Genomic DNA, 13,841 nt, shown 5'->3' on the forward strand with positions numbered 1-13,841 from the left:
GGCTCGGGTCGTCCCGAGCTCGCCGACCCGCGATGGGGAGGTCGTCCTCGCCGGGGCTCTACCTAGGCGGGCCGGCCGCCCCGTTCAAGGACGGGCGGCTTAGGGAACGCTCCCCTCCCACAGCCCGCGGCTGACCAGCTCGCGCACCACCTTCAGTGTGATCGCCTCGACCGCGCGGCCGGCGCGGCTCAGCACCACGTCGCGGTGGTTGACGAGGTGGACCGGGCGCGTCAGCACCGGGTCGACGATGCGCGCGCGCACCAGGTCGCCGCGCAGCACCAGGTCCTGCGTCGCCGCCGGGGCGAAGATCGCGTAGCCCGAGCCGCGCGCCACCAGCTCCTTGATCTGCGTCATCGCGTCCATGTCCATGACGACGTTCAGCGTCACGCCGTGCTCGCGGGCGTAGCGCTCGATGGTGCGGCGGAGGCCGTTGGAGGGCAGAATCATCTCCACGTTCTCCAGCATCTTGAACGGGACCGGGGTGCCGGGAGCGGTATCGAACGGCCAGCTGTCGGGCGCCGAGATGAAATCGAGCTCCTCGCTGACGAGGTGCGTCGCCTTCAGGTGGTCGGCGTTCTCCAGGTCGTAGACGATGGCGAGGTCGACCGTGCGGTCGTCGATCCACGACTTGATGTAGGTGCTCATCGATTCGATCGCTCGCAGGCGCACGTGCGGCAGCTCCAACCGCACCGTTTCGGCCAGCGGGACCGACATCGCCATCGCAGCGGACGGCGGGATGCCGAACGCCACCGTGCCGCGCACCTCGCCCGACAGGCTGCGCATCTCCTCGATACAGTCGTCCAGCATGCCGCAGATGCGCCGCGCATGCTCGACCAGCACCTCGCCCTCCTCGGTCAGCATCGTGCCGCGGGGAGACCGCTCGACCAGGCGCACGCCCAGCTCCTCCTCCATGCGGCGCAGATGCTGCGACAGCGACGGCTGCGCGACGCCGATCGTGTGCGCGGCCACCGAGATCGAGCGCGACTCGGCGATCGCCAGGAAGTATTTCAGGTGCCTGAGGTCCAAGGAGTCCGCCCTACGTTCGCGGGGCCGTGCGCCCCGTTCTGGATGGCCGCACCGTCGGCGGCGGCGGCGCGGCGATCTTATTCCCTTTATACGCCCGCCGCACCTGTCGCACGCCGCAAGGCCGTCGGCGCGGCCGCCTCAGCCCCCTTCGGGCGACAGGCCAAGCACCGTCAGGCTCTGCCTGAAATGCGGCGAAACCGGCGCAGTCACGCTGAGCGTGCCGCCCGCCGGGTGCGGCAACTCGATGTGGCGGGCGTGGAGGTGCAGGCGGTTCTGGATGCCACCGGGCAGCGCCCAGTTCTCGATGTTGAAATATTTCGGGTCGCCGATGATCGGCACGCCCATGTGCATGCAGTGGACACGCAGCTGATGGGTGCGGCCCGTCACCGGCGAGAGGCGCAGCAGCGAGAGTTGGCCGGAGCGGTCGAGCGTCTCGTAGAGGCTGGTGGCGCGCACCGCCTCTTTCGTCTTCTGCGGCAGGACGGCCATCTTTTCGCCGTCGTTCGGATCGCGGCCGAGCCAGGTGGAGATGCGACCCTCCTCCGGCACCGGGTGGCCCCGCACCAGCGCCCAATAGGTCTTGTGCGCGTCGCGGCCCTTGAAGGACTCGGCGAGCGCGGCGGCCGCACTGCGGGTCAGCGCCACAACGAGGAGGCCGGTCGTGTCACGGTCGAGCCGGTGGACGAGGCGGGGCTTGCGGCCCTTGCGGTCGCGCCAGGCCTCCAGCATCCCGTCGATATGGCGCGACAGGCCCGAACCGCCCTGCACGGCGAGGCCGTAGGGCTTGTTCAGCACCACGACATGATCGTCGCGGTGGATCACCATCGCCTCCAACGCCGCCGCCTCCCCGCCCAGGGAGCCGGCCGGTGCCGGCATCGTCATCTGCGGCGGAAGGCGCACGCTCTGCCCGGCGGCGAGGCGAGTGTCGAGCTTGGCACGCGCCCCGTCGACCCTCAGCTGGCCTGTGCGCACGATCTTCGAGAGCGCGCCGAGCGGCACTTCGGGGAACGAGCGGCGCAGCCAGCGGTCGAGCCGCATCCCCTCGTCGTCGGGGTCCACCTCGACGTGGGATACCTGCGCCTCGGCCATTGAATACCTCCTCGAGAGCCCGCAACCGGGCGTCGCGGTGACGCGGCACGTCACATCGCATAGGGTCCATGCAACATGGTGGCCCGCGCGGCCACCGTCGATAGCAGGAGGTCAACCATGCGATCGATGCACAGGCGCGCCCTCGCCGCGCTGGTGATTGCCGCCCTCGTCCCCCTCGCCCATCCGGTCACAGCGCAAAAGGCCGCCGGGCCGATGGGCGCCCTCACCACCATCCTGCCCGAGGCGCAGACCGACGGGCCGTGGACCGCCCGGTCCACCGCGACCGGCTTCACCATGACCAACCGCACCGAAGAGAACGCGGTGCGCTATTTCTACGTCAATGCAGGCGAGGCCAAGGGCGCCCGCACCGTCGAGGTCGACGTCAGCGTCGAGCCGCGCGGCACGGGGCCGGCATTGGCGGGTCTCCTCTACGGGTTCGACCCCGAGACCAAGACCTATTTCATGCTGGTGATCGAGAGCGGCGAGCGCATCGGCCTCTATCGCCGCAGCACCGGGGGGATGAAGCGCCTGGCGCAGATCGCCGCGTCCAAATTCGGCCGAGGCCCCTATCGCCTCGCACTCGAGGAAGAGGGCGCCACGGTGACGATGGTCGTCAACGGCAAGCGGCTCGGCACCATGCAGGCCGACATGGCCGGCGACGGCGCCACCGGCATCATCGCCGCCGGCATCGGCACCTTCGCGTTCACGGGGTTCTCGGTCACCTCGCAGCGGGCGGACGCCCGGTAGGCCTCAGAGGGCGGCGCGCACCGCGGCGATCCCCGCAGCCGCCGCCACCACGCACGCGACGAGGCTCGCCAGCGCGTAGCCCAGCCCCGCGACCCAGCGGCCGTCCTCGATGAGCCGCACGGTCTCGATCGAGAAGGTGGAGAAGGTGGTGAAGCCGCCGAGCGCGCCCGTCACCACCAGCGCCGTCAGCGCCATGCGGCCCGACAGCAGCGTCGCCAGCACGCCGATCAGGAACGAGCCGAGGACGTTGACGGCAAAGGTCGCATAGGGGAGCGCGGCGCCGGCGAACCCGGTGATCAGGATATTGGCCCAGAAGCGGCCGAGCGCCCCCGTCGCCCCGCCGATCGCGACGCAGAGACTGGCCGCGAGCGGGCTCATTCGGCCGGCGTCGCCGCCGCGCCGACGCCCGGTGCCGAGGCGCCCACCGCCGCGCGCTCCGCCTTGGACTTGCGCTCCGGCACGCCGCCGTCCGGCAGCGTCTCCCACCGCTCCACGCCCGCGTCGTAGCCGGTGTGCAGCGTGCCGCAGACGCGATCCCAGAAGGAGAAGAAGTTGGCGTAGTTGTAGTTGAACTTGGAGTGGTGCAGGTCGTGGAACAGCGTGCACACCATCGGCGACGGGATCCGGGTCCACTTCGAGGCGGCGAACTCGAACCCCGAGTGGCCGATCATGCCGTTGAAATGGTCGTAGACGCGGTGGCCGATCAGCACCAGCGGCGGGATCGGCAGGATCAGCGGCGCGAACAGGTAGTAACTCTGCATCGCCAGCGCATCCAGCATCGAGTCGGAGTAGTTGGACCAGACCGTCGGCGCGACCGAGCGGTGGTGGTACTGGTGGTGCTTGTAGAGCGGGCCCCAATGCATCAGCCGGTGGCCCCAGTAGAACCACGTGTCGAACGCACAGATCGACACCGCCGCCATCAGCGGCACCGACCACCACGACAATTCGAGCGGCGCAAACAGCGTCCACCCGCGATACTGCGCATAGAGCCCGCCCGCCAGGCAGAAGCAGGTGCCCAACAGCGACCACGCCGACTGGCGGATCTCCTTGCCGCGGCGTTTCAGCCCGTCGCGGTTCTTCTGGATGCGCCGCTCGGGGTGGCGGAAGGCATACCAATTGAAGATCGCCCCGAACGCCAGATAGGCGCCGAAGGTGGTCGCGTAGACGGCTGCCCAAACGGCAAGAAACTCCAAGACAGTACGCATCGCGTTACACCTTTCTTGCTGCCGCTACCGGCTTAAGTCCAACCACGCGCCGAACGCAACCGCGCCGGCGCCGATCAGAGTTGCGTCAGTTCAAGCCTGGATGATTTGCGCGGCATCAATTTCGCCCGGAACCAGCGCCGCCCGTGCCGCGACGGGCGCGCGCGGGAGGATCACCGGGCGGTAGCCCGCGGCGGGATAGGCGCGCACGAGCCGCCGATATTCCGCGACCGCGTACCGGGAAATCGTGGCGCCGCTCCGGATCGCACGCGGCGAGCGCCGCCAGCAGGGTCGCCTTTCCCCCGTCCGAGCAGCCGGAGATCACGGATGCGGCGCATCACTCCTCCTCGCGGCGACGCCGGCGCATGGCGCTCAGCTCCTCCATCCGCGCGCGCAGCGCCGCCTCGCGGCCACGCTCGGTCGGCTGGTAGAAGCGCTGCGGCTCCAGCGCCTCGGGGAAGTAGTTCTGGCCGGACACGCCGCCGGGAACGTCGTGATCGTACTCGTAGCCGTCGCCATATCCCTCGGTGCGCATCAGCTTGGTGGGCGCGTTCATGATGATCTTCGGCGGGTTGAGCGAGGGCGTCTCGGCGACGTAGCGGCGGGCGGCCTTGAACGCCTTGTAGAGCGCGTTCGATTTCGGCGCGAGGGCGAGATAGACGGTGATCTCGGCCAGCGCCAGCTCACCCTCGGGCGTGCCCAGGAAATCGTAGGTGTCGCGCGCGGCGATCGCCAGCGTCAGCGCGTGCGGGTCGGCCAGACCGATGTCCTCGGCCGCCATCCGCACCAGCCGGCGCGCCAGGAACATCGGGTCCTCGCCGCCCTCGATCATCCGCATCAGATAGTAGAGTGCGGCGTCCGGGTCGGACCCGCGGACCGATTTGTGCAGCGCGGAAATGAGGTTGTAGTGCCCGTCGCGGTCCTTGTCGTAGGCCGGGGCGCGGCGCTGGAGGATCTGCTGCACCTCCGCGGCCGACAGCGTCTCGCCCGGCTCGGCGACGCGGTAGACCTCCTCGGCCAGGGTCAGGATGGCGCGCCCGTCCCCGTCGGCCATGCGGATGAGGCTGGTGCGCGCATCCTCCTCGACCGGCAGCGGCCCCCGCTCGGCCTCGGCGCGGGCCAGCAGCGTCTCCAGCGCCCCGTCCTCCAGCGGCTCGAAGACGAGGACCTGCGCCCGCGACAGGAGCGCCGAGTTCAACTCGAACGAGGGGTTCTCCGTCGTCGCGCCGACGAGGGTGATGGTGCCGTCCTCGACCACCGGCAGGAAGGCGTCCTGCTGCGCGCGGTTGAAGCGGTGGATCTCGTCCACGAAGAGCAGCGTGCCGCGGCCGACGCTGCGCGCCCCCCGCGCCGTCTCGAACACCTTCTTCAGGTCGGCGACGCCGGAGAAGATCGCCGAGATCTGTACGAACTCGAGGCGGACATGGTGCGCCAGCAGGCGGGCGAGCGTGGTCTTGCCGGTGCCCGGCGGGCCCCACAGGATCAGCGAGCCGATCCGCTCGCCCTTCAGCATGCGCGTCAGCCGCCCGTCCTCGCCCAGAAGGTGCGGCTGGCCGACGATGTCGCCGAGCTTCTGCGGGCGAAGCGCGTCGGCGAGCGGTCGCGGCGCGGCCTTCTCGAGCCCGGAGGCGGCGAACAGATCGGTCAAAGGGTCACTTTCCGTATGCGCAGGGCGGACGGGACGTCGCCGGCCGGCCTCGTGAACAATAGGGCAACCTCGGGATCGGATGAAGAGGCGGTCGCGGGCCGCCGGCGCATCAGCCGCCCAGCATCACGCTCAGGCGGCGGCCGTCGCGCTCGATGGCGAGGTCCCAATAGCGCAGGCGGCGCCGCGCCACGCGCTCGAGGTCGGCGGTGGTCTCCACCGCCGCGTCGTTGACTCTCAAGACGATGTCGCCCGGACGCAGTCCCAGCCGCTGGGCCGGCGAGCGCGCACGGACCCGCGCGATCACAACCCCCGTCGTCGTGACATCGAGGTTCAGCTCGTCGGCCACCGCCGGCGACAGGTTCTCCACCGTCGCCCCCGCGAAGGGCGAGCGGCCGGCGATGCGCCGCGTGTCGCGCGGCTCGGTCTCCGGCGGGCGCTCCAGCGTCAGCGTCACGGTGCGAGCCTTGGCGGCGCGCTGGAAGGTGATCTCGGCCTCGCCCTCCGTCCCGCGGGTGGCGAGCGCGTAGGCGAAGCTGTCGGTATCGGTCACGGGCAGGCCGTCGACCGCGGTCACCACGTCGGCGACGCGGATGCCGGCGCGCTCGGCGGGGCCGCCGTCGACCAGCCCCACCACCACCGCGCCCGCAGGCCGGTCGAGCCCCAGCTGGCGCGACAGCTCGCGCGTCACCGTCTCCAGCTTGGCGCCGAACCAGGGGCGCCGCACCACACCGTCGTCCTTGGCCGAGGAGACGACCAGCTCCACCATCTCCGCCGGAATCGCGAAGCCGATGCCGATGGACCCGCCCGAGCGCGAGTAGATCGCGGTGTTGATGCCGACGAGCCGGCCCGCCATGTCGATCAGCGCGCCGCCGGAATTGCCGGGGTTGATGGCCGCATCCGTCTGGATGAAGAAGCGCTGGTCGGCGATCCCGACCTGGGTGCGCGCGGTCGCCGAGACGATCCCTTGCGTCACCGTCTGCCCCACGCCGAAAGGGTTGCCGATGGCCAGCACCAGGTCGCCGGTCTCCAGCGAGGCGGGCGGCGCGAAGGGGAGCACCGGGAACGGCCCCTCCCCCTCGATCTGCAGCACCGCGAGGTCGGTACGGGTGTCGCGCAGGAGGAGCTTGGCGGCCGCCTCGCGCCGGTCGTTGAAGCCGACGCGGATCTCGCTCGCGTTCTTGATGACGTGCGCGTTGGTGACCATGATCCCGGACGGGTCGACGATCACGCCCGAACCGAGCGCGGAGCCGCCGCGCGGCTGCTGCCGGCCGAAGAAACGGCGCAGGATCGGGTCGTTCGAATAGAACGGGTCCACCTCCTTCTGCAGCGAGTAGACGTTCACCACCGCCGGCGCCGCCTCACGCACCACCGGCGCGAAGGACAGCGCGATCTCGGCCCGCGATTGCGGGACGGCGGGGGTCGCGGCCTCCCGGCCGCCGGCCGGCTGGGCATGGCCGTTGGAGAGGCCGGACCCGGTGACGGCCGCGATCACGATGGCGGGAAGGACGACCTTCGGCAGGACGAGGGTCGGGAGGAACCGGTTGAACCGCATCGGGCACCTTCGGCTGGACCAAACGCATGCGGGGGCGCGACCGGCGCCCGCACGAGGGGAAGAATGGGAAAGCCGCGCCCGGCAGGCAAGGCACGGCCGCGGTGGGCGAATACCCACCCGTTCCGCCGCGATCGCCGGCACACCGCCCATCCGTGCCGGCGGCACGCCGCAAATCCGTGCCAGCGGCACGCCGCAAATCCGAGCCGGCGGCACGCCGTAAATCCGAGCCGGAGGCGCTGCGATCGCATCGCCGCGCCATCGGCAGCGGCGCACCGCGTCGCTGCGGGGCCGACCGCCATCGCCTCTTCCGAAGGGGCGGGCGATGCCGCCCCCGGCCTACTCTTCCCAGGGCGGCGTGTCGTCCTTGCCGCTGCTCTTGGCCGCACCGCCGGTGGACTTGGCGGCCGCGGCCTTCGTCCCGACGTTCTTCTTCGCGGGCGTCGCCTTCGCGGCGGCCGACTTCGCGGGGGCCTTCTTCGCCGTGGCCTTCGGCTTGGCCGGCTCGGCGTCGTCCTCCACGAGCGCGTCGTCGGCTTTCGCCTTGGTCGTCTTCGCCTTGGCGGCGCTCGTCTTGGTCCCGGCCTTCGCCTTCGTCGTCTTGGTCGCCGTCTTCGCCTTGGAGGCCGTCTTCGCTTTGGCCTTCGGCGCCTTGCCGGCCCGCTCCTCGATCAGCTTCAGCGCCTCTTCGAGGGTAACGGCCTGCGGGTCGGTCCCCTTCGGCAGCGTCGCATTGACCTTGCCGTGGTTGACGTACGGCCCGTAGCGGCCCTCGCGCACGGTGACCTCACCGCCCGAAGGGTGGGCGCCGAGCGTCTTCAGCGCGGCGGGCGTGCGGCCGAAGCCCTTGCCCTCCTTGCGCTCGGCGATCATCGCGACGGCCCGGTTGAGGCCGATCTCGAACACGTCGTCGATCGATTCGAGCTTGGAGTATTTGCCGCCGTAGAGGAGGTAGGGCCCATAGCGCCCGAGGCCGGCCTGGATCGGCTCCTGCGTCTCCGGATGCTGGCCGACGTCACGCGGCAACGACAGCAGCGCGATCGCCTTCTCCAGCGTGATCTCCTCCGGCGCCCACCCCTTCGGCAGCGAGGAGCGCGGCGGCTTCTCGCCCTCGTCGCTCGCCAACTCGATGTAGGGCCCGAAGCGGCCGGTCTTGAGGTGGATTTCCTTGCCGGTGTCCGGATGGACGCCCAGAACCTGCGGGCCGGTCGGCTTCGGGTCGGCATTCGGATCGTCGCCGAACTCGCGGGTGTAGTTGCACTCCGGGTAGTTGGAGCAGCCGATGAAGGCGCCGTAGCGCGAGGTCTTCAGCGACAGGTTGCCCGAGCCGCACACCGGGCAGATGCGCGGGTCCGAACCGTCCGGCCGCGGCGGGTAGATGAGCGGGGCGAGGTCCTCGTTCAGCGCGTCGAGCACCGCCGCGGTGCGCACTTCCAGCACCTCGCCGATCTGCTTGGAGAAGTCCGCCCAGAACTCGCGCAGCACCTGGCGCCAGTCGAGCCGGCCGTCGGAGATCGCGTCGAGCTTCTCCTCGAGGTCGGCGGTGAAGCCGTACTCGACGTAGCGCTCGAAGAAGCTCTCCAGGAAGGCCGTGACCATCCGCCCCTTGGATCCGGGCACGAGCCGCTTCTTGTCGAGTTCGACGTACTCGCGGTCGCGCAGGGTGGACAGGGTGGCGGTGTAGGTGGAGGGGCGGCCGATGCCCAGCTCCTCCATCTTCTTGATGAGCGTCGCCTCGGTGTAGCGGGGCGGCGGCTCGGTGAAGTGCTGTGCCGGCTTTACCGCCTCGCGGCGGAGCGCGTCGCCCTGAGCGATCTTCGGCAGGCGGCCGCCGTCGTCGTCGTCCGAGTCGTCGTCCCGGCCCTCCATGTAGACCGACAGGAAGCCGTCGAACAGCATGACCGAGCCCGTTGCGCGCAGGCCGATCGTCTTGCCGCCGGCCTTGGCGTCGATGTCGACCGTGGTGCGCTCGAACTCGGCCGACTGCATCTGGCTCGCCATCGCGCGCTTCCAGACGAGATCATAAAGACGGAACTCGTCGTCGCCGAGATAGCGCTTCATCTGCGCGGGGCGGCGGAACGGGTCGGTCGGGCGGATTGCCTCGTGGGCCTCCTGCGCGTTCTTCGCCTTGGTGGCGTAATAGCGCGGCTTCTCGGGCAGGTAGGTCTCGGCGTAGTCCTTGCCGACGAGGCGGCGGATCGCGCTGATCCCCTCGGGCGCCATCTGCACGCCGTCGGTTCGCATGTAGGTGATGAGACCCACCGTCTCACCGCCGAGGTCGATGCCCTCGTAGAGCTTCTGCGCCACCTGCATGGTGCGCGCCGAAGAGAAGCCGAGCTTGCGGCTCGCCTCCTGCTGCAGGGTCGACGTGGTGAACGGCGGGGCCGGATTGCGCTTCTGCGGCTTGGCCTCGACCGAGACGGCGTCGAAGTCCGCCACCTTGAGGTGGTCGACGATCGCCGTCGCGTCGGCCTCGCTCTTGATGGCGAGGCGATCGACCCGCTTGCCGTCGAGCACGGCGACGCGGGCGTCGAAGGTGTCGCCCGCCGGGTTGGCGAGCGTCGTGATAACGGACCAATATTCCTGGGCGACGAACCGCTCGATCTCGGCCTCGCGGTCGCACACCAGGCGCAGCGCCACGGACTGCACGCGGCCCGCCGACCGCGAGCCCGGCAGCTTGCGCCACAGGACCGGCGACAGGTTGAAGCCGACGAGATAGTCCAGCGCGCGGCGAGCACGGTAGGCGTCGACGAGGTGCTCCTCGATGTCGCGCGGGGCGGCCATCGCGTCGAGCACGGCCTGCTTGGTGATGGCGTTGAACACCACCCGCTGCACCGTCTGCGACTTGAGCGCCTTCTTGTCCTTTAGCACCTGCAGGACGTGCCAGGAGATCGCCTCGCCCTCGCGATCCGGGTCGGTCGCGAGGATCAGGCGGTCGGCGTCCTTTACGGCCTTGGCGAGGTCGTTGAGGCGCTTGGCGGCTTTCGCGTCGACCTGCCACAGCATGAAGAAGTCGTTGTCGGGGTCGACCGACCCGTCCTTCGGCGGCAGATCGCGCACGTGACCGTAGGACGCGACCACGTGGTAGTCGGACCCCAGGTACTTGTTGATAGTCTTCGCCTTGGCCGGAGACTCGACGACAACGACGTTCATTCGGTGGCCCCCCTCAAGCCGTCCCGCACATAGAGGCGGTTGGCCGTCGACGCAAAGGGGCAGAGCCCAACTTCCTGCTCAGCGATGACGATGTCTCCCCAATATCACAACTCAAGAAAGCGCTTCAGAACCCGGCAAGGTTGAGGCCAGCCACCCGGTGCAGTGTGAGCGTGCCACCGATTCTTCACGATGAAGGAGAGCACCATGCCAGCCTTGAGCGAACAGATGGCCGCCGCGAAGACGGTTATCCCGGCCAAGGAACTCGGCCACTCACCGCGCGAAGCCGCGGATTATATCGAACAGATGTCCGGCGAACTCGTCGCGCTCGCCGAACAGAGCGGGCTGGGCTTCCTCGCCTACCTTCTCGAGGTAGCGCGTGAGGAGGCCGCGTTGCATCGTGCCCCGCAGCAGCCGCCCCGCACCGCCGAGTTCCACGGCGAGCTGCCCCCGTCGCACGCCCGCTGATCGTCCGATCTCGCCCACATGGCGTCATGTGGCGGGCCCTGTCAAAGGCCGTGCGCGGCCGTCACTCGACCCAGAGCCCCCTGGCGCGATGCCAATCGTCGAGGCTCTCCTGCGGGTATCGTTCGAAGCAGCCGTCGCCCGGCTTGAGTTGCAGCTCGACCCAATCGGGCTTGAACGCCAGCATGATATGGGTCTGCTCCGGTGCGATGGGCAGGGGCGTGTCGATCGCCGAGGCGAAGGGATGGACCAGCTCCGGCCATGTAGGGTCGTAGAGCCAGAGCGCCGTCCCGCAATGTTTACAGAAGTTGCGTTGCCCCGAGGACGTGCGGCACACGCCCCCGTCCTCGATCCGGGCCTGGTAGACGCCGAGCGCATCCGCGCCGGTCACGTCGAGACTGTCGGCCTGACCGCCGAGGTTGATGGCGTAGCCGCCTCCGCCTTGCGTCTTGCGGCAGATCGCGCAGTAGCACCGCTGGTAGGGCACCGGGGTGTGGCTGACGAGCGTGAAACGCACCGCGCCGCACCGGCAGGATCCGTCGAGTGTCATGGGCATGATGGGGTGTCCTCCGGTTGTGCCGGCCATCCCGCGGCGCGGTCCGCGGGGCGAGGCGGGCCACGCCGTGAAGAGGCATAGGCCACGCCGGGGTAGAAGTGGGACGCCGGAACGCGCATAAGAGGGTGTATATACCACCCCCCGGTGAGTTGGCTCGTCGGCGACCTCACCGACCCACCTCGACGGGCGCAGCCGGCGACCTCACATAGAACGAATGTCCAAAGCCCCCGTTCCCACGCGCGATGAGATCCTGCGCTTCGTCGCCGACAGCCCGGGTCGTGTCGGCAAGCGCGAGATCGCCAAGGCCTTCAACGTCAAGGGCGCCGGCCGCGTCGAGTTGAAGGCGCTGCTGGCCGATATGGCCGAGGAAGGCCTGATCGCCAAGGCCGGCAAGCGCCTGTCCCGCCCCGGCGAGCTGCCGCGCGTCGCACTCCTGTCGGTCACCGGCCGCACCGGCGACGGCGACCTGATCGCCGAGCCGACGAGCTGGGAGCACGACGAGCCGCGCCCCAAGGTCGTCCTCATCGGCACCAAGCCGGCGCCCGGCATGGGCGACCGCCTGCTGGCCCGCATCTCCTACGACGAGGACGACGGGCGCCCCGTCGGCAAGGTCATCAAGGTGATCGAGCGGCGCCCGGCCTCGACGCTGGCGGTGCTGGAGCGCTTCGGCGACAAGCCGCAGCTCTCGCCCACCACCAAGAAGGAACGGGACACCTACTTCGTCCACCCGGACGCGGTGAAGGACATCCCCAACGACACGCTGGTGCGCATCGAGGTCGACCGCGGCCGCTCGGCCCGCATCGTCGAGGTCATCGGCCCCGTCGGCTCCGAGCAGGCGGTGTCGCTGCTGGCGATCCACGCCCACGGTATCCCCAACCAGTTCCCCGAGCGCGTGCTCGCCGCCGCCGCGGCGGCCGAGCCCGCGAACCTCGAAGGCCGCGAGGACTGGCGCGACATCCCCTTCCTCACCATCGACCCGGCGGACGCCAAGGACCACGACGACGCCGTCTTCGCCGAGCCGGACCCGCACAACGAAGGCGGCCACGTCGTCACCGTCGCCATCGCCGACGTCGCCTATTATGTGACCGCCGGCTCGCCGATGGATACCGAGGCTCGGCTGCGCGGCAACTCCACCTACTTCCCCGATCGCGTCGTGCCGATGCTGCCGGAGCGCATCTCCAACGACCTGTGCTCGCTGCGCGAGGGCGAGGTGCGGCCGGCGATGGCGGTTCGCATGGTGTTCGCCGGCGACGGACGCAAACAGCGCCACTCCTTCCATCGCGTGCTGATGCGCTCCGAGCGCCGCCTCGCCTACCAGGAGGCGCAGAAGATCGCGGAGGGTCAGCCGTCCGACGTCGCCCCGCTGATCGAGAACCTGTGGGCGGCGTACCGCTGTCTGATGAAGGGGCGCGACGCGCGCGACCCTCTGGAACTCGACCTGCCCGAGCGCAAGATCCTGCTGACCCCCGATGGCCAGGTCGACCGGGTGATCGTCCCCGAGCGGCTCGATGCGCACAAGCTCATCGAAGAGTTCATGATCCAGTCGAACGTCGCCGCGGCGGAGACGTGCGAGAAGGCCGGCATCCCCCTCCTCTACCGGATCCACGATCAGCCGAGCCTGGAGAAGATCGACCTCCTGAAGGAGTTTCTGGCCACGCTGGAGCTGAAGCTGGCGCGCGCCGTCGGCGTGCGGCCGAGCGACTTCAACGGCATCCTCGCCAAGGTCGCGGGGACGCAGAACGCCCAGCTCGTCAACGAGGTGATCCTGCGCAGCCAGGCGCAAGCCGAGTACGCGCCGGACAATATCGGCCACTTCGGCCTGTCGCTGCGGCGCTACGCGCACTTCACCTCTCCCATCCGCCGCTATGCCGACCTCGTCGTCCACCGCGCGCTGATCCGCGCCGAAGGACTCGGCAAGGACGGACTGACGGACGAGGCGATCGAGGAGCTGGGGCAGATCGGCACCGAGATCTCGCAGACCGAGCGCCGCTCGATGGTGGCCGAGCGCGAGACGACGGATCGCCTGATCGCCCAGTGGCTGGTGGACAAGGTCGGCGCCACGTTCGAGGGGCGCATCGGCGGCGTCACCAAGGCGGGGCTCTTCGTCAAGCTGAACGACACCGGAGCGGACGGGTTCGTGCCGATCTCCACCCTCGGCAACGAGTTCATGATCTACGACGAAGCGGCGCAGGCCCTCATCGGCGAGGCGACGGGCACGACCTTCCGCCTCGGCGACGACGTCACCGTGCGGCTGATGGAGGCGGCCCCCTTCTCCGGCGCGCTGCGGTTCGACGTGATCGACCATCAGCCCACCGCCAAGCTGCAGCGCAAAGGCCGTCGCCCCGCCCGCCCCGCGCGCGACCGGCGTCCGGTCCGCCGTGGCCGCCGATGACACGGGACCAGCGATGA

The 13,841-nt window shown here is 69.8% G+C and carries 11 protein-coding genes; 3 read left to right on the forward strand and 8 right to left on the reverse strand.

What is annotated here, in order from left to right; translation table 11 throughout:
* Positions 1–99: 99 nt before the first annotated feature.
* Positions 100–1,026 carry a LysR family transcriptional regulator gene (locus tag MRB58_RS04230; protein ID WP_244780465.1) on the reverse strand — a complete coding sequence of 309 codons (927 nt, stop codon included), beginning with the start codon at positions 1,024–1,026 and terminating at the stop codon, positions 100–102.
* A gap of 138 nt (positions 1,027–1,164) precedes the next feature.
* A complete protein-coding gene (locus MRB58_RS04235; RefSeq protein WP_244780466.1) occupies positions 1,165–2,115 on the reverse strand; it encodes an RluA family pseudouridine synthase in 951 nt (316 codons plus the stop codon).
* A gap of 117 nt (positions 2,116–2,232) precedes the next feature.
* Between MRB58_RS04235 and MRB58_RS04240 the strand changes: the two genes are divergently transcribed.
* Positions 2,233–2,862, forward strand: a complete 630-nt coding sequence (locus tag MRB58_RS04240) for a hypothetical protein (protein WP_244780467.1) — start codon at positions 2,233–2,235, stop codon at positions 2,860–2,862.
* Between the two features lie 3 nt (positions 2,863–2,865).
* On the opposite strand, the gene crcB is transcribed toward MRB58_RS04240, so the two are convergent.
* From crcB to topA, 5 genes are all read right to left on the reverse strand, one after another.
* Complete coding sequence (gene crcB, locus MRB58_RS04245) at positions 2,866–3,240, reverse strand: fluoride efflux transporter CrcB (protein ID WP_244780468.1); 375 nt, start codon at positions 3,238–3,240, stop codon at positions 2,866–2,868.
* A complete protein-coding gene (locus MRB58_RS04250; protein ID WP_244780470.1) occupies positions 3,237–4,067 on the reverse strand; it encodes a sterol desaturase family protein in 831 nt (276 codons plus the stop codon). Before MRB58_RS04250 ends, crcB begins: the two co-directional genes overlap by 4 nt.
* 334 nt (positions 4,068–4,401) lie before the next feature.
* On the reverse strand, positions 4,402–5,712 hold the full coding sequence (locus MRB58_RS04255; protein WP_244780471.1) for a replication-associated recombination protein A: 1,311 nt from the start codon (positions 5,710–5,712) through the stop codon (positions 4,402–4,404).
* A 109-nt stretch (positions 5,713–5,821) separates the two neighbouring features.
* Positions 5,822–7,264, reverse strand: a complete 1,443-nt coding sequence (locus MRB58_RS04260; protein ID WP_244780472.1) for a Do family serine endopeptidase — start codon at positions 7,262–7,264, stop codon at positions 5,822–5,824.
* 336 nt (positions 7,265–7,600) lie between these two features.
* Positions 7,601–10,414, reverse strand: coding sequence for a type I DNA topoisomerase (gene topA, locus MRB58_RS04265; protein WP_244780473.1), 2,814 nt, complete (start codon positions 10,412–10,414; stop codon positions 7,601–7,603).
* A 189-nt stretch (positions 10,415–10,603) separates the two neighbouring features.
* Between topA and MRB58_RS04270 the strand changes: the two genes are divergently transcribed.
* Positions 10,604–10,879, forward strand: a complete 276-nt coding sequence (locus MRB58_RS04270; protein WP_244780475.1) for a hypothetical protein — start codon at positions 10,604–10,606, stop codon at positions 10,877–10,879.
* 61 nt (positions 10,880–10,940) lie between these two features.
* Here MRB58_RS04270 and MRB58_RS04275 read toward each other — a convergent pair whose 3' ends face one another.
* Positions 10,941–11,432 (reverse strand): GFA family protein, encoded by a 492-nt coding sequence (locus MRB58_RS04275; RefSeq protein WP_244780476.1) that lies wholly within the window; start codon positions 11,430–11,432, stop codon positions 10,941–10,943.
* A gap of 214 nt (positions 11,433–11,646) precedes the next feature.
* Here MRB58_RS04275 and rnr point away from each other — a divergent pair, with 214 nt between their 5' ends.
* A complete protein-coding gene (gene rnr / locus MRB58_RS04280) occupies positions 11,647–13,824 on the forward strand; it encodes a ribonuclease R (RefSeq protein ID WP_244780477.1) in 2,178 nt (725 codons plus the stop codon).
* Positions 13,825–13,841: the final 17 nt, after the last annotated feature.

It is taken from the genome of Acuticoccus sp. I52.16.1, from assembly GCF_022865125.1.
In the GTDB taxonomy this organism is placed as follows: Bacteria; Pseudomonadota; Alphaproteobacteria; order Rhizobiales; family Amorphaceae; genus Acuticoccus.